Origin of the sequence: Curtobacterium sp. MCLR17_059 (assembly GCF_003234665.1) — a bacterium.
In the GTDB taxonomy this organism is placed as follows: Bacteria; Actinomycetota; Actinomycetes; order Actinomycetales; family Microbacteriaceae; genus Curtobacterium; species Curtobacterium flaccumfaciens.
The window spans coordinates 17,897-32,732 of sequence record NZ_QKSU01000014.1 but is presented as its reverse complement, the minus strand read 5'-3'; the positions used below and the strand labels follow the sequence as shown (position 1 = coordinate 32,732).

The 14,836-nt window shown below is 71.8% G+C and carries 16 protein-coding genes; 5 read left to right on the top strand and 11 right to left on the bottom strand.

The window, feature by feature from the left end:
* Nucleotides 1-372: 372 nt before the first annotated feature.
* From DEJ12_RS16095 to DEJ12_RS16080, 4 genes are read right to left on the bottom strand one after another with little or no spacing between them, the layout of a single operon-like run.
* Nucleotides 373-768, bottom strand: coding sequence for an ATP-dependent DNA ligase (locus DEJ12_RS16095; RefSeq protein WP_071247046.1), 396 nt, complete (start codon nt 766-768; stop codon nt 373-375).
* Nucleotides 769-776: 8 nt separating this feature from the next.
* Complete coding sequence (locus DEJ12_RS16090; protein WP_111030741.1) at nt 777-1,952, bottom strand: S9 family peptidase; 1,176 nt, start codon at nt 1,950-1,952, stop codon at nt 777-779.
* Nucleotides 1,953-1,956: 4 nt separating this feature from the next.
* On the bottom strand, nt 1,957-2,862 hold the full coding sequence (locus DEJ12_RS16085) for a hypothetical protein (RefSeq protein ID WP_111030740.1): 906 nt from the start codon (nt 2,860-2,862) through the stop codon (nt 1,957-1,959).
* Nucleotides 2,862-3,329 (bottom strand): hypothetical protein, encoded by a 468-nt coding sequence (locus tag DEJ12_RS16080; protein ID WP_071406096.1) that lies wholly within the window; start codon nt 3,327-3,329, stop codon nt 2,862-2,864. Before DEJ12_RS16080 ends, DEJ12_RS16085 begins: the two co-directional genes overlap by 1 nt.
* Nucleotides 3,330-3,408: 79 nt before the next feature.
* Here DEJ12_RS16080 and DEJ12_RS16075 point away from each other — a divergent pair, with 79 nt between their 5' ends.
* A complete protein-coding gene (locus tag DEJ12_RS16075) occupies nt 3,409-3,792 on the top strand; it encodes a helix-turn-helix transcriptional regulator (RefSeq protein ID WP_111024440.1) in 384 nt (127 codons plus the stop codon).
* Nucleotides 3,792-4,775 carry an SRPBCC family protein gene (locus tag DEJ12_RS16070; RefSeq protein ID WP_111030739.1) on the top strand — a complete coding sequence of 328 codons (984 nt, stop codon included), beginning with the start codon at nt 3,792-3,794 and terminating at the stop codon, nt 4,773-4,775. The genes DEJ12_RS16075 and DEJ12_RS16070 overlap by 1 nt, the downstream gene beginning before the upstream one ends.
* A gap of 172 nt (nt 4,776-4,947) precedes the next feature.
* Here the strand turns inward: DEJ12_RS16070 and DEJ12_RS16065 are convergent, their stop codons facing one another.
* The 5 genes from DEJ12_RS16065 to mvk are packed head-to-tail and all read right to left on the bottom strand — an operon-like array spanning nt 4,948 to nt 10,234.
* Nucleotides 4,948-6,111, bottom strand: coding sequence for a hydroxymethylglutaryl-CoA synthase (locus tag DEJ12_RS16065; RefSeq protein WP_111030738.1), 1,164 nt, complete (start codon nt 6,109-6,111; stop codon nt 4,948-4,950).
* Complete coding sequence (locus DEJ12_RS16060; protein ID WP_111030737.1) at nt 6,108-7,172, bottom strand: hydroxymethylglutaryl-CoA reductase; 1,065 nt, start codon at nt 7,170-7,172, stop codon at nt 6,108-6,110. Before DEJ12_RS16060 ends, DEJ12_RS16065 begins: the two co-directional genes overlap by 4 nt.
* A complete protein-coding gene (locus DEJ12_RS16055; protein WP_111030736.1) occupies nt 7,165-8,247 on the bottom strand; it encodes a phosphomevalonate kinase in 1,083 nt (360 codons plus the stop codon). The genes DEJ12_RS16060 and DEJ12_RS16055 overlap by 8 nt, the downstream gene beginning before the upstream one ends.
* Entirely contained in the window at nt 8,244-9,257 is a 1,014-nt protein-coding gene (gene mvaD, locus DEJ12_RS16050; RefSeq protein ID WP_111030735.1) for a diphosphomevalonate decarboxylase, read from the bottom strand. Before mvaD ends, DEJ12_RS16055 begins: the two co-directional genes overlap by 4 nt.
* A complete protein-coding gene (gene mvk, locus DEJ12_RS16045) occupies nt 9,251-10,234 on the bottom strand; it encodes a mevalonate kinase (protein WP_111030734.1) in 984 nt (327 codons plus the stop codon). Before mvk ends, mvaD begins: the two co-directional genes overlap by 7 nt.
* Nucleotides 10,235-10,338: 104 nt before the next feature.
* Here mvk and DEJ12_RS16040 point away from each other — a divergent pair, with 104 nt between their 5' ends.
* From DEJ12_RS16040 to DEJ12_RS16030, 3 genes are all read left to right on the top strand, one after another.
* Complete coding sequence (locus DEJ12_RS16040; protein ID WP_181433180.1) at nt 10,339-10,830, top strand: MarR family winged helix-turn-helix transcriptional regulator; 492 nt, start codon at nt 10,339-10,341, stop codon at nt 10,828-10,830.
* A gap of 101 nt (nt 10,831-10,931) precedes the next feature.
* Nucleotides 10,932-11,354 (top strand): organic hydroperoxide resistance protein, encoded by a 423-nt coding sequence (locus DEJ12_RS16035; RefSeq protein ID WP_071406102.1) that lies wholly within the window; start codon nt 10,932-10,934, stop codon nt 11,352-11,354.
* 27 nt (nt 11,355-11,381) lie between these two features.
* Nucleotides 11,382-12,356: a zinc-binding dehydrogenase gene (locus DEJ12_RS16030; protein ID WP_071406109.1), complete on the top strand. Its 975-nt coding sequence runs from the start codon at nt 11,382-11,384 to the stop codon at nt 12,354-12,356.
* Between the two features lie 69 nt (nt 12,357-12,425).
* Here the strand turns inward: DEJ12_RS16030 and DEJ12_RS16025 are convergent, their stop codons facing one another.
* Both DEJ12_RS16025 and DEJ12_RS16020 read right to left on the bottom strand, forming a co-directional pair.
* Complete coding sequence (locus tag DEJ12_RS16025; RefSeq protein ID WP_220034814.1) at nt 12,426-13,130, bottom strand: DUF4396 domain-containing protein; 705 nt, start codon at nt 13,128-13,130, stop codon at nt 12,426-12,428.
* A gap of 109 nt (nt 13,131-13,239) precedes the next feature.
* Nucleotides 13,240-14,697 (bottom strand): sugar porter family MFS transporter, encoded by a 1,458-nt coding sequence (locus DEJ12_RS16020; RefSeq protein ID WP_071405967.1) that lies wholly within the window; start codon nt 14,695-14,697, stop codon nt 13,240-13,242.
* Nucleotides 14,698-14,836 lie beyond the last annotated feature (139 nt).

Below are 14,836 nucleotides of genomic sequence, written 5' to 3'. Positions count from 1 at the left end.
CGGCCACGGAACCCGAATCCGATGGCCGGGGCGGTCCCGGAGGAGCGCCGGTCGATGGGGGCGGACCGGCGGGCCCTGCAGCGTGACGCACGCATCACCGACGCGTGGCGTCGGTGACCCGAGCAGGGAGTCCCCTGATCCGGGACTCACGTCCCTCGCTCGTCTCGGTCACCGGTGGTTGGTCGGCACCGGACTCGCTGTGCGTCACGGGCTGTTCGGGTTCCCCTCCTGCCGCGGACACTGCCAGCACCGGCGCCCTAGCAGGCTGGTGCGGGGGGACGACAGCGAACCGCGGTACGGAAACCGTACGAGGTGCGGAGTTCGAGCGGAACCCGTTGACCCGGATCAGCCCGCTGTGCTACCGCGCCGGGATCAGCGCGCGGTGCTCCCGCTCGGTGTCCCGGATGCGTCGTCCGCGTCGCCGGGTGCCACCGCTCGCGACCACGCCGAGTCGGCCGCCGTGCTGGTGTCCGCCGGCTCCGGCGTCAGCACGAGCCCCGATCCCGAGGTGGCCGAGGCGTAGAGGTCCTCGAGCCAGCTGCGGTTGATCGACGGCACCCGGCTGCCGGTGAACTTGAAGTGCAGGCTCACGTTGGGGTGCAGCCAGATCGTGCTGCGACCGTTGCCGTGGACGACGTCGTCCTTCCACGAGAACGCGAACCGGTGGTCACGCCGGAGCATGTTGACGATGACGATCTGCAGGTGCGTGAGCGCGCGGTCGTCGATCCGCAGGTCGAGCGGTCGGCCGTCGTAGATGAGCTGCCCCATGGCTCCTTCTACTCCTGCGCTCCGGTGTGCGCGAGACCGGACGCCCAGTTCGTGATGGTGCGGTCGAACCAGACGGCGTCGACGTTGCGCTCCCAGGCATGCTCGGCCGGCTCGCTGACCGCCAGTGTCACGGTGCCGGGGTGGGCATCGGCGAACTCCTGACTGGCCGAGAACGGCACCGTGGTGTCGCCGGTGGAGTGGATGAGCAGGGTCGGTGGCAGCGGCCGGGGTGCGCGCAACCACGACAGCGCGCGCACGTCGACCGGCGACCGCAGCCCCACCGTCCGGCAGAGGACCGGCGTCGCCATCGCCCCGAGGGCAGCAGTCACCACGAAGCCCGGCAGCCCCGCCCGGCGGGCCTGGGACCGGACGGTGACGTCCCAGTCCAGTGCGGGGGCGACGAGCACGATCCCAGCCAGGCGGTCGCGGTGCGCCGAGCGGGCGAGGAGCTCGTGCGTGATCGTCGCGCCCATCGACCACCCCACGATGACGAGCCGTTCGGCGCCGTTCGCGACGGCGTGGTCGAGGGCCACTTCGACGTCCGCCCACTCGCGGGCGCCGAGGTGCGAGGCCCGGCCCTCCCACGGTGCCTCGCCGTCGCCGCGGAACGACGGGACGATCGATGTCCAGCCCAGTTCGAGCGCCGCGGGGACGGTCCGGAGCGCGGTGACCCGGGTCGTCCGGATGCCGTGCACGTGGACGGCCCAGGTGCGGACAGCCGCGGGGTCGGGGCGCCCAGCGCTGCCGGGCCCCGGCCGCACCACCCACGCGTGCGCCGGCCCCACCGGCGTCGGCAGCGACACCTCGGACCAGTCGACCTCCATCGCCGCCGGGTCCGGGTGCACGTGCCCGCTCCACCGCACCCGCGACGACACCGCGCCGGTCGTCCGCACCACGGCCCGGCGCACGAACCCGGCGGCTTCGTCGACCTCGAGCACCGGCCCGACGGTGGTGTGCCCCGGGCCGTCGTGCCACAGGCCGTACTCCCCCGGCCGCACGGTGTCGTCGGTGATCGGCAGCCGGACGGAGTCCGCGTCGGACTCGAGCACGGGCGTCCACCGGTCGCCACCGGGCAGCACGATCCTGCCGACGACCTTCCGCAGGACGACCAGGACGACAAGCCCGACCAAGCACACCGCCGCCAGCACCACGAGCGCTCCGAGCACCCACCACACGATCGTCACGCCGTCATCCTCCGAGGCTCCGGGTCAGGGTCCGTTCCGCCGACCGCACCTGCGCGAGTTCAGCGTCGTCGAGGGTCCGTCCCTGCACCTCGGCGTCGCGGATCGCGATCACCAGGTCGTAGGTCCGGGCCTGCGGGTCCCCCGGCCGCTCGACCGCCCGCACGGCGTGCCGACGGGCGATGCGGCGCAGGCGCCGGTGGTGCCCGCGGTGTCGCAGGTCACGGCCCCACCGCCGGAACGTCAGCGAGGCCATCGCCACGACGATGAGCACGATGCCGAGGTAGAACGGCGGGTCGAAGGCCAGGCGCAGGCCGTCCCGCACCCCGGCCGGGAAGAGTCCGAAGTGGTCGGCGGTGAGCGAGGCGACCTCGTCGACGCTCGCCACGACGACCAGGGCGAGCCCGACGCGGAACACCACGAGCGCCACCGGGTTCTGCAGCACGCCACGGCGCAGGGTCGTCGCGGCGATCAGTCCCACGCTCACCATGTAGACCGTCCCGTAGAGCCACATCGGGGTCTGCTCGATCTCGCGCACGATGAAGTGGAAGTCGGTCCCGCCGCGCTCCTCGACCAGCAGGAACGGCACCGTGAACGCCACGACCACGACCAGCAGCGCCACCGGCCTGGCGAGCACCGGGCGCTCCGGCAGGTCGTCGGTGCTCGCGCGCAGCATCAGCCAGAACGCGACGGTCGCGCAGACGTTCTGCACCAGGTTGATGAGGTTCGAACCGCCCAGGGCACCGTCGAGCACCGGCTGCGGCACGACGCTGCCGAGGGTCAGGAGCCCCAGCGCCCCGACGCCGGTGGCGCCCCAGGCCGCCCGACCACGGGGGTTCCGCAGCACGTACGGCGTGCGGGCGAGGAAGATCAGCGCCGCGAACCAGAAGGCCGCGGCGTGCAGGACGGCCATCAGCCGTAGGCCCGCTCGTCCGCGCCCGTGGCCCCGGCGAGCAGGACCGTCGCGAGCTCGTAGGCGAACCGTTCGGCGAAGTGCTCGTCGTCGTCGGAGATGCTCACGAGCCCGGAGTCGGCGTCGAGCGCGCGACGGCAGACGTGGCCCCCGGCGGCGAACTCGGCGACGGACGACGCGGTCGGTGTGCCGACGTCGCCGTGCACCAGGTGCCCGAGCTCGTGCAGCACGCAGTGCATGCGGTAGAGCGGCGGTGCGTCGGCCGGCACGAGCACCAGGTTCTCGTGCTCGAACTGCGACACGAGCGCGGTGAGCGGACCCCAGCTCGGCCCGTCGACGTCGACGACGCGCGTGGGCTTGCCGACCATCCGACCGACGCCGGTCACCACGTCGGACAGCTGCGGCGCACGGGGCAGGGTGGCGACGAGGGCACGGACGGCACCGGACGCACCCAGCTGCTCCGCCATCGCCCCTCCGATCTCCGCGGCAAGACTACCGGCAGGTCACCCTTGTGGACGAGACCAGCCGGACGTAACCTACAACCAAATGGTTGTACGAATCGAACTGTCCGACGCCGAGGTCGACCGGGTGTTCCACGCACTGGCCGACGCGACCCGTCGTGACATCGTCCGGCGCACACTCGTCGGGTCGTCGTCCGTGAGCGAGCTCGCGGACGCCTACTCGATGTCGTTCGCCGCCGTCCAGAAGCACGTCGCCGTCCTCGAGGGAGCCGGACTCGTGAGCAAGGAGGCCCGCGGCCGCACCCGCATCGTGCGCGCCGAACCGGAGCAGCTCGACCGGGTCCGTGCCCTCCTCGACGCCTACGGCCGCCTCTGGCACAGCCGGATGGACCGCCTCGGCGACGTGCTCGACGGCGACGCGTCCGGACACCCAGCACCAGACGACACCCGACGACACCAGGAGCGATGATGCCCACCACGTCCGTCCACACCGATCCCGACACCCTCTCGATGACCCTCGTCGCCGAGTTCCCCGTCCCCGTCGAACGCCTCTGGGCCGCCTTCGCCGACCCGCGCCAGCTCGAGCGGTTCTGGGGACCGCCCGGGTTCCCCGCGACCTTCACGACGTTCGACCTGCGCCCCGGCGGCCGTGCCGACTACCGGATGACGTCCCCGCAGGGCGAGCGGTTCCACGCCGTCTGGCAGGTCACCGAGGTCGACGAGCCCCGTCGCATCGTCTTCCGCGACCTGTTCACCGACCCCCAGGGCACCGTCGACGAGTCACTGCCCGCAGGCGAGACCGTGTTGTCGTTCGGCCCGGCCGACGACGGCTCGCGGGTCACCGTGGTGTCCTCGTTCGCCTCCGCCACCGACCTCGACGCGATGCTCCAGATGGGCATGCTCGAGGGCTACCAGCAGGCGTTCGGCCAGCTCGACCGGGTGCTCGCCGACCTGCGCGAGTGGGCCCTCGGTGCGGGCACCGAGACCGAGGTCCTCGACGACACCCACGTCCGGATCACCCGGGCGTTCGCGGCGCCGCGGCACCTGCTCTGGCGCGCGCACACCGAGCCCGACCTGGTGCGCCGGTGGCTGCTCGGCCCCGACGGGTGGGAGATGACGGTGTACGAGAACGACCTGACCCCGGGCGGCGGGTTCCGGCAGGCCTGGGCGCCGACGGGTGACACCGAGGGCGAGCCCTTCGGGTTCGAGGGCGAGAACCTCGTCGTCGAACCCGAACGCCGGATGGTGTCGACCGAACGCATGACCGGGGCGCCCTTCCCGCCGAACACGAACGACCTGCAGTTCGACGAGGCCGACGGCGTCACGCTCATGACGCTGCTCGTCACCTACCCGGACCGGGAGCAGCGGGACGTGATCCTCGCGACCGGCATGACGGAGGGCATGGAGGCCAGCTACCAGCGGCTGGAACGCGAGGTCCTGTCCGCAGCGTGACCGGCAGACGGACGGGAGGCCCGTGGCGGCGCCGCCACGGGCCTCCCGTCCGTCCCGAGCAAGCGACAGATCCCGGCGCACGATCCGGGTCCGGTCCCCGAGAGCGACAGATCCCCGCGGATGTTCCGCGGGGATCTGTCGCTTTCGCGAGGGGCTGGTGGGCGCAGGCCGGCTACTCCGGCTGCGCCGACGCCTCGTAGTGCCGCGCGCCGCCGCGCACGCCCGCGAAGCGGAACGGCGCGGTCGTGACGCGCGGACGCTCGACGTCCTCGCTGGTGGCGGCACCCGCGGCGTGCAGCGCGCGGTACGCGTCGACCGTCAGCGGGACCCGCGCCTCGAGCAGCGACCGCACGCGACCCGCACGGCGGTGCTCGCGGTAGTCGGGCCGGACGGTGCCGGTGATGAGCTCACCGACGCTGCCGGAGCCGTAGCTGAACAGGCCGAGTCGCTCCCCCGCCAGGTCGTCGTCCAGGTCGAGCAGTGCTGCGAGCCCGATCCAGAGCGACGCCGTGTAGGTGTTGCCGGTCTGCCGGTTGTAGGTGAACCCGATCGCCAGGTCGGCCTCGTCGAACGGTGCGCCGACGTGCTGCGTGAGCTTGCGGTGCGCCTTGATCGCCATCTTGGTGAAGGGCTGGTGGTGCACGAACCGGGCGATGTCGTCGTACGCCGGGCCGCCCTGTTCCGTCAGGTCGTCCCAGGCACCGACGAACGCGTTGACGTACGCGCTCACCGAGAGCCGACCGTCGACCAGCGCGGTGGAGCGGTCGTTCGGGCGCCAGAAGTCGTCGACGTCCGCCGTGTAGACGCCCGCCGCCGGCTCGATCTCGATCAGGTCGGGGTCGGCGGACACCAGGATCGCGGCGGCACCGGCACCCTGGGTCGGCTCGGCCGGGGTGTCGACGTCGTACCGGGCGACGTCGGCGGCGATGACGAGCACCCGCTCGTGCGGGGCGCGCGCGACGATGCCGAGTGCGAGCTGCACCGCGGCCATCCCGCCGTAGCAGGCCTGCTTCAGCTCGACCACGCGGACGGCCTTCGGCAGCCCGAGCAGGCCATGCACGTACACGCCGGCGGCCTTCGACTGGTCGACGCCGGACTCGGTGGCGAACAGCACCGTGCGGATGCCCTCGACGCCGTGCCGGTCGATGAGCTCCTTCGCCGCCGCGGCGCCCATCGTGACGATGTCCTCGTCGGGCGCGGGCACGCTGAAGGCGTCCTGCCCGATGCCGACGTGGTACTTCGCCGGGTCGACGCCGAGGCGCTCGGCCAGGTCGTCGAGCTCGAGCACGTGGTGCCCGGTCGCGATGGCGATGTCGTGGATGCCGACGCCGGTCATGCTGCGCCCCCTGCGGGCTTCGCGCCGCGGCGTTCCATCGCGACGTGGGCGGCCATCAGCTCGCCCGGGTTGGTCTGCGCGGCGAGGAGCGAGAGCTCCCCGCACAGCACGGTGGCGGCGCAGAGCGCGGCGAGGCGGCGGGCGTTCGCGCCGGGCTCGCGGTCGTCCCGGCAGCCGAGGCGCACCAGGGCGTCCTCGACGACGGGCAGGTCCCCGCCCTTGCCGTTGCCGACCGTGCCGACGATCAGGTGCGGCAGCGAGGTCGCGAAGTACAGGTCGCCGTCGCGGTCCTCGGCGCTCGTGATGCCCTGCGAACCCTCGACGATGTTGGCGGCGTCCTGCCCGGTGGCCAGGTAGAAGCCGAGCAGCATGTTCGCGTAGTGCGCGTTCGCCGAGCGGATGGCCCCGGCGATCGTCGACCCGATCAGGTTCTTCGCGATGTTCAGCTCGACGATGCGCGCGGTGCTCGACCGCAGGCGCTTCTCGACGATCTCGCCCGGGATCACGATCTCGGCGATGGTGTTGCGGCCGCGGCCACGGATGCCGTTCACCGCGGTGGCCTTCTTGTCGGTGCAGAAGTTGCCCGAGACCGAGACGTACCGCAGGCCCGGCTGCCAGTCCAGGATCGCCGGCAGCAGCTTGTCCGCCGCCTGCGTGACCATGTTGTGGCCGGAGGCGTCGCCGGTGGTGAACGCGAAGCGCAGGAACAGCAGGTCCCCGACGATCTCCGGGTGCACCTCGATGAGCTTGGCGAACCGGCTCTGTCCGGACACGATCGCGGCGAGCTCGTCCTGGCGCGCGAGGATCTGGCCCGCGGCGACGTGGGCCGCGGCGGCGCTGTCGGCACGGACCACGACGGAGCGGGTCATGCGCTCGTCGACGACGGTCGCGACGATGCCGTCCTCGACCATCCGCGAGATGCGTGCGCCGCGGCCGACGGACGGCCAGAGCGGCGACTCGTAGGTGGCGAGGGGGACCTCGTGCTCCCCCTGCACGGCGTTGCCGCTGACGCGGATCGGGCCGACCCACTTGGTGGGGATCGGTGTGAGCAGGTCACTCATCGAGGGCTCCTTCTGGTGCTCGCACCGCGACGCTGAGGTGTCTGATGTCGTGCGCCTCCCAGGCGCGGTGGATGCCGGCGGGGTCGGTGTCCGCCGGGACGAGCGCGATGCCGCAGTCGCCACCGCCGGCACCGGACGGCTTCGCCGCCCCGCCCGCCGCCTCGACGACGTCGCACAGGGTCGCGAGACGCTCGGTCTCGATCTTCGACCCGACCGAGTCGCCGAGACGCTGCAGCAGCCCGCGGGCGCGTCGGAGGGCACCGAGCGTGCGCTCGGCGTCGCCGGTCTGGAGGCCCGTGGTCAGGTCGTCGACGGCGCTGCGGCTCTCGTCGAGGAACGCCTGGTACCCGCCGTTGCGGTGCCGACGCACCACGTCGACGAGCTTCGTGGTGGACGCGGGCGAGCCGGTCCAGCCGACGAGCAGCTGCAGGTTCTCGGGGGCGGGCAGCCGCTGGACGTCGAAGCCGTCCCACGCGTCGGCGTCGGTCAGGATCGCGGACACGGCGTGGTCGCCGAGCATCGCGGCGAGGCGCTCGCGGTCGGGGGCGCTGTAGCGCAGCCAGCCGCCGAACGTGCTCGCGGCGAGGTCGCCGCCGGAGGCCCGCGGGTTCACCCGGATGGTGGCGAGCAGGGCGACCTGGAAGCGCTGGCGCTGCGTCAGGCCGATGCCGTAGAAGCGGTCGAGGGCGCCGACGGTGGCGACGGTGACCGCGGCCGAGGACCCGAGTCCGAACTTCCGGCCGCTGGCGTCGTCGAGCTGGCTCTCGATGCGCAGGTCGTGGAACCGCGGGGCGATGCCGCGCTCGGCGCGGAGCTTCTCGACCAGGTCGATCGTGGCCATCACGTAGTCGTAGGGGTGGTGCTCACGGTCGAGCGCCAGGCCGTCCTCGGCACGGGTCCACGTGAGCGGCAGGTGCCCGTACTCCTCGGAGTGCACGCTGCCCGCGCCGTGGCCCTCGCGCACCTTCGCCGTGATGGCGCGGTCGAGGGCGATCAGGACGGACGGCTGGCCCGGCTCGACGACGGCGTACTCGCCGGCGACGAACAGCTTGCCGTGTGCACGGAACTCGATCACTGCGCGGACTCCTTCTGGTCGGGATTGCTCCCGGTCTCTTCGGAGCGGAGCACCCGCGCGGCAGGTCCGGTGCCGGACTCGATGACGTCCCCCAGCGACGCGAGCGCCCCGGCGACGGCCGCCCGGTCCTGCGGCTTCGTGAGCACGACGACGTTCGGGCCCGCGTCGGCCGTGGCGTAGGCCTCGGTGCCGCCGGCACGCAGCTCGGCGACGGCGTCGAACACGGCGACGCTGCGGGCGTTGAGGTAGCGGATCGGCGGGAACGCGCCCTCGATCGTCGCGTGCATCCGGAGCGCGTTGCTCTCGGTGATCTCGCCGATGCGGGTGAAGTCGCCGGCCGCGCAGGCCGTGAGCATGTCGCCGACGGTCTCGGTCGTCGAGGTCACCCAGGCCGGGTAGAAGGGCGACGTCGCGATGGTGCGGCGCATGGCCTCGCGCGACCCGATCGGCTTCGGGCCGGCGTCGATCGTGACCACGACCATGGCCATCGGCGGAGCGGGGATCGGCTCGGCGAAGGAGCCCTGGTCGTCGCCGGCGTGCCAGACGGCGACACCGCCGGGGATCGAGCGCGTGGCCGAGCCGGAACCGCGACGGGCCAGACGGGACAGGTCGCGCGGCGACAGGTCGAGGCCGTAGGCCGCGGCGGCGGCGGTCGCCAGGGCGGCGAAGCCGGACGCGCTCGAGGCCAGCCCGGCACCGGTCGGGACGGTGTTCTCGGACACCACCGACGCCCACTCGGACGACCCCGAGAGCTCGCGCACCAGGTCGAGGAACTGCTGCACGCGCACCAGGGCACCGTCGTCGACGACGTGACCATTCAGCGTGAACGCGTCACGCGCCTCCCGGCCGTCACCCGACCCGCCGTCCACCGTGACGGTGGTCGTCGTCGGGAACACGTCGAGCCCCATCGAGACGCTGCCCGTGGCGGGCAGCGCGAGCTGCGCGTCCGCCTTCCCCCAGTACTTGACGAGGGCGATGTTGGGGTGCGCGACGGCGGTGGCTGTCAGCAAGCGCGGGCTCCGATCGTGGTGGTCCAGGTGGCTGCGGCCCCTGCGCCGCGGAGTGCGGCCGCGATGCGGTCCGCGTGGTCGTCGTCCGCGGCGAGCGCGAGGACGCACCCGCCCCGCCCGCCGCCGGTGAGCTTCGCGCCGAGGGCGTCCGCAGCACGTGCGGCGTCGACGAGCCGGTCCAGGTCGTCACTCGACACGTCGAGTGTGCTGAGCAGGTCGTGCGCGGCGTCCATGGTGGCACCCAGAGCCTGGGCATCGCCGTCCTCGAGTGTCCCCCGTGCCCGTCGGGCGAGCGCGCCGATCCGGTCGATCACGGCGCCGACCCCGGCCGGGTCCTGGTCGTGGCGGGCGCGGACGGCCGACACGGCCTCGCGGGTGTGCCCGGGCACGCCGGTGTCCGCGACGACGAAGGTGAACCGGGCGCCGAGCGTGACGGGTTCGATCTGCCCGCCCTCGAACCAGACCGGCGCGGACGCGACGACGCCCCGGGCGTCGAGGCCGGACGGTCGGCCGTGGGCGACGCGTTCGCACTCCTGGATGAGCTCGTGGTGGGTCTCGACGTCGAGGGTCTCGCCCAGGGCGTCGGCGACGGCGGCGGTCACGGCGGCGGCGACCGCGGCGCTCGAGCCCATGCCGCGGGCGGTCGGGACCTCGCTGTCGACCCGGACGTGGAAGTGGCGGTCGGTGACCCCGAAGTGGCGCAGGGTCGCGGTGACGGCGGTGACGGTCGGCATCACGGCCGCGGGTGCGAGGTCGAGGGGGCCGGTGTGCACGGTGGACTGCAGGCTGTGACCGGGCTGCTCGGCGTCGGCGGCGACCGGGGTGACCGTCGCCACGACCCGTGCATCGAGCACCGGCAGGACGAGAGCGGGTGCGCCGTAGACCACGGCGTGCTCACCGATCAGGATCGTCTTGCCGTGGGACGACGCCGATCCGTTGCCGGGGGTCGTGGTGGTGTCGAGGTCGCTGCTGCTCATCTTGGGTCACGTCAGCCTAACCGTCCGGGTCGTCGGCGTGTTCGTCAGCTGGGCATCCGCTGCATCGAGTTGTGCACAACTTGGTTGCGTGACAGTGTGGACGCATGCCCGTGACCGACGAGATGGTGTGCTTCTCCCTCTACGCGGCGTCCCGCGCCACCACGCAGGCGTACCGCACGATGCTCGAACCCTGGGGTCTGACGTACCCGCAGTACCTGGTGCTCGTGACCCTGTGGGTCGAGGGCGACCAGACCGTCTCGAGCCTCGGGGAACACCTGCAGCTCGACTCCGGCACCCTCTCGCCACTGCTCCGCCGGATGGAGCAGAGCGACCTGGTCCGCCGCGAGCGCCGCAGCACCGACGAGCGCGTCGTCACGGTCACCGTCGGTGACCGAGGCCGCGAACTGCGGTCCGAGCTGAGCGGCATCCCCGCTCGGATCGCCGCAGGCATGGGCCTGGCCGACGAACGTGCCGCCGCCGAGCTCATCGCGACGCTGCATCGGCTGACCGAGACGATGCACGCGGCGGCCGATCCCGAGCACGACGCCGCGGGCGCTGACGCCGGCGCCGACACCGCTGGCGCCGTTTCGCGCTGAGCGACACCCCACGGCCACGTGTGCCCGTGAACTGTCGCTGAGCGCGAGAGCACGCCGCACACCCCCGAACTTCACGATCCGCCCCACAAGGAAGGAACCCCATGGAAACCCTCTACACCGCCGAGGCCCTGGCCACCGGCGAAGGCCGCAACGGCCACGTCGCCACGAGCGACGGCACGGTCGAGTTCGACCTCGCCATCCCGAAGGAGATGGGTGGCTCCGGCAACGGCGCCAACCCCGAGCAGCTCTTCGCCGCCGGTTACGCCGCCTGCTTCCACTCCGCACTGCAGGGCGTCGCCCGCAGCCAGAAGGTGAAGATCACCGACTCGTCCGTCGGCGGCCGCGTGTCGATCGGCCCGAACGGCAACGGTGGCTACCAGCTCGCCGTCATGCTCGAGGTCGTCATCCCCGGCCTGGAGCACGACCAGGCCCAGGCCCTCGCCGACGCAGCCCACCAGGTCTGCCCGTACTCGAACGCGACCCGCGGCAACATCGACGTCACCATCGTCGTCTCGGAGGACTGACCCATGAGCACCACCACCCCCACCACCATGCGCGCCGTCGTCCACGAGACGTTCGCCGAGCCCGCCGACGTCCTCGAGGTGCAGGAGCGCCCCGTCCCGACGCCCGGTGCCGGCGAGGTCCTCGTCCGCACGGTCCTCTCCCCCATCCACAACCACGACCTGTGGACCGTCCGCGGCACCTACGGCTTCAAGCCGGAGCTCCCCGCCGCCTCGGGCACCGAGGCACTCGGCGTCGTCGAGGCCCTCGGCGAGGGCGTCACGAACCTGCAGGTCGGCCAGCGCGTCGCCGGCGGCGCCTTCGGCGTCTGGGCCGAGTACTACACCGCCAACGCCGCCGGGCTCGTCCCGGTGCCGGACGCGATGACCGACGAGGCCGCCGCCCAGCTCGTCTCGATGCCGTTCAGCGCCATCAGCCTGCTGCACTCGCTCGACCTGCACGAGGGCGACTGGATCATCCAGAACGCCGCCAACGGTGCGGTCGGACGCATGGTCGCGCAGCTCGGCGCCGCCCGCGGCATCAACGTGATCGGACTCGTCCGTCGCGCCGCCGGTGTCGACGAGCTCCGCGAGCAGGGCATCGAGCGCATCGTCGCCACCGACGCCGACGACTGGCAGGACCAGGTCGCCGCGATCACCGGTGGCGCCCCGATCATCGCCGGCGTCGAGTCGGTCGGTGGCAAGGCCGCCGGCGACATCGCCTCCGTGCTGGGCGAGAACGCCACCCTCGTCGTCTTCGGCGCGATGGCGTCGCCGACGCTCGAGATCCCGTCGGGCAAGGTCATCTTCGGCCAGCTCACCGTGAAGGGCTTCTGGGGCTCCGTCGTCAGCAAGACGATGCCGGCCGAGACGAAGGGGCAGCTCTTCGGTGAGCTCATCACCCGCGTGCTCGACGGCTCACTGACGCTCCCCGTCGCCGAGACCTTCGCCTTCGAGCAGGTCCGCGACGCCGTGCGCGCCAGCGACACCGCCGGCCGAGTCGGCAAGGTGCTCCTGCGCCCGTAGCGCGACCACAGAACGGACGGGAGGCCCGGTGCCAGCTGGCACCGGGCCTCCCGTCCGTCCGCTGGTCCGTCACATGGCCTCCTTGATGCCCCGACGCACCAGCCACACGTTCACGGGGTAGGAGCAGACGAAGCCGGCCACCATCGCCAGCTGCATCGCCACCCAGAACTCCGGCGAGAAGACGCTCGCGCGCCCGCCGACGAGTGCCGGGAACACGACCAGCTGCCACACCGCCATCAGGCCGTACATGCCCACCTGCCACGCGATGATCGACAGCGTGTCGGCCTTGAGCGCGGCGACGAGCCCGGCCCGGACGCCCAGGCCCCGCATCGGCGCGATGGCGAAGTACTGGAACGCGATGCCGAGCACGAACGCGATGACGAAGTCGACGATCCACCCGGCGACCATCCGGTCCTGGTAGAGCGACCCCAGGCCGACCGCCACCCCGAGCGCCGGGAACGCCGCGAGCCCGAACTCGCCGATCAGGTCGCCGAGGGCGCAGCCGGCCCCGCAGTGACTCGTGTCGATCGCGGTGCCCGCCCACCGTCCGTGGCCGGGCGCCGAGGCCCGCCCTCGACGCAGGTAGAAGACGAGCCACACGACGCTGCCGAACAGCATCGTGAGCGGCCACACGAACGCCATGACGCGCATGTGCGGCGGCCGACGCACCACGTCGACCGCCACGAACACGGCGCAGCCCACGGCGACCACGAGCAGCGCCGAGCACACCACGTTCAGGGCGGTCGGGAAGTCCTGCAGCACCAGTTCCGTCACGCCTCCATGCAACCAACCGGGCGGCGACCGTGGATCCAGTGCGCAGAAGACGTCGGGTGCCCTGGGGCGACCCGACGTCTTCTGCTCACTGGATGCAGCGTGGTGCGGACTAGCGGCGCGACGCCTTCACGGGGACGGTGAAGATGTTGCCGGTGGTGACGCCCTCTTCGACCTCTTCGAGGGTGCGACCGCGGCTCTCCGGCACGAACTTCCAGATGAAGAGCAGCGCCAGCAGTCCGACGACCCCGAAGCCGAAGAAGGTCCCGGTGATGCCGGTCGCGGCGACGATCGTCGGGAAGTACAGCCCGAGGAACGCGTTCGCGATCCAGAGGCAGAACACCGAGATGCCCATGCCGAGCGCACGGATCTGCGTCGGGAAGATCTCGGACAGGACGACCCACACGGCGATGTTGAGGAAGGTCTGCATCGAGCCGACGAACGCGACGACCAGGAACAGGATGACCCACGGGCGGGCCGGGTTGCCCTCGGGCAGCGCCACCGACGCGATGCCGATGAGGAAGTGGCAGATCGTCGTCAGCGTGAACCCGAGGATCAGCGTCGTGCGGCGGTTGATCTTCTCCATGTTGTACAGCGCGATGACGCCACCGACCACGGCGATCACGCCGGGGGCGATGTTCGCGATGAGGGCAGCCGACGCCTGGAACCCGGACTCGATGAGCACGGTCTGGCCGTAGTACATGATCGAGTTGATGCCGGTGAGCTGCTGCGCGACGCCGAGCCCAGCGCCGATGAGCACGATGCGGATGAGCCACTTGTTCCCGCGCAGCGTGTGCCAGCCGCTGACGCGCTCGACCTTCGCTTCGAGGTCGTTGCTCCGCTTGATGTCGTCGAGCTCAGCGCGGGCCCGGTCGGTGGTCCGGACCTGCTCGAGGACCGAGAGCGCCTCGTCGTAGCGGTCCTTCGACGCGAGCCAGCGCGGCGACTCCGGCACCCGGAGCATGCCGACGAACAGCGCGATCGCGGGGAGCGCACAGACGGCCAGCATGACGCGCCAGACGCCGTTGCCCTCACCCCAGATGTTCCCGATGAAGGCGTTGACCACGAACGCGGCGAGCTGACCGATCACGATCATGAGCTCGTTGCGGCCGGACAGGGACCCGCGGATCTCGTACGGCGCGAGTTCGGCGAGGAACACCGGGACCACCGTGGATGCGCCACCCACCGCGAGGCCGAGGAGCACACGACCGATGACGATGACCTCGAACGTCGGCGCGAACACGCAGATCAGCGTGCCGACGAAGAACGTGACGGCGAGCAGGATGATCGTCTTGCGGCGGCCCCAGCCGTCGGCGATGCGGCCGCCGAGCATGGCGCCGATCGCGGCACCGAAGAGCAGCGAGCTGGTGACGACACCCTCGGTGAAGTTCGTGAGGCCGAGCTCCGCCTTCATCGGGTTCAGGGCACCGTTGATGACACCGGTGTCGTACCCGAAGAGCAACCCGCCGAACGTGGCGACGAGGGCCAGCACACCGAGTCGTCGGCGGTGCGGCCCGGTCCCCAACGGGGGCAGTGCGACAGTCGGGGCTGTCGGTTTGATGTCGACCATTCGGTGACTCCTTCGTCGGTGATCGCGCGTCAGTGCGTGGACCGATCGTAACCCGGATCCATGTCCTGTCAATTGGACATTCTGTCGTCAGGTCGTTTGGATCGGTCCACAGAAGGCCTGATGAGGACGGGAGCGGTCC

Bases quoted from the DNA above. Each gene is read 5' to 3' on its own strand.
- DEJ12_RS16095 (WP_071247046.1), bottom strand. From the start codon at position 768: ATGGGGCAGCTCATCTACGACGGCCGACCGCTCGACCTGCGGATCGAC.
- DEJ12_RS16085 (WP_111030740.1), bottom strand. From the start codon at position 2,862: ATGGCCGTCCTGCACGCCGCGGCCTTCTGGTTCGCGGCGCTGATCTTC.
- DEJ12_RS16080 (WP_071406096.1), bottom strand. From the start codon at position 3,329: ATGGCGGAGCAGCTGGGTGCGTCCGGTGCCGTCCGTGCCCTCGTCGCC.
- DEJ12_RS16075 (WP_111024440.1), top strand. From the start codon at position 3,409: ATGGTTGTACGAATCGAACTGTCCGACGCCGAGGTCGACCGGGTGTTC.
- DEJ12_RS16070 (WP_111030739.1), top strand. From the start codon at position 3,792: ATGCCCACCACGTCCGTCCACACCGATCCCGACACCCTCTCGATGACC.
- DEJ12_RS16065 (WP_111030738.1), bottom strand. From the start codon at position 6,111: ATGACCGGCGTCGGCATCCACGACATCGCCATCGCGACCGGGCACCAC.
- DEJ12_RS16060 (WP_111030737.1), bottom strand. From the start codon at position 7,172: ATGAGTGACCTGCTCACACCGATCCCCACCAAGTGGGTCGGCCCGATC.
- mvk (WP_111030734.1), bottom strand. From the start codon at position 10,234: ATGAGCAGCAGCGACCTCGACACCACCACGACCCCCGGCAACGGATCG.
- DEJ12_RS16040 (WP_181433180.1), top strand. From the start codon at position 10,339: ATGCCCGTGACCGACGAGATGGTGTGCTTCTCCCTCTACGCGGCGTCC.
- DEJ12_RS16035 (WP_071406102.1), top strand. From the start codon at position 10,932: ATGGAAACCCTCTACACCGCCGAGGCCCTGGCCACCGGCGAAGGCCGC.
- DEJ12_RS16030 (WP_071406109.1), top strand. From the start codon at position 11,382: ATGCGCGCCGTCGTCCACGAGACGTTCGCCGAGCCCGCCGACGTCCTC.
- DEJ12_RS16020 (WP_071405967.1), bottom strand. From the start codon at position 14,697: ATGGTCGACATCAAACCGACAGCCCCGACTGTCGCACTGCCCCCGTTG.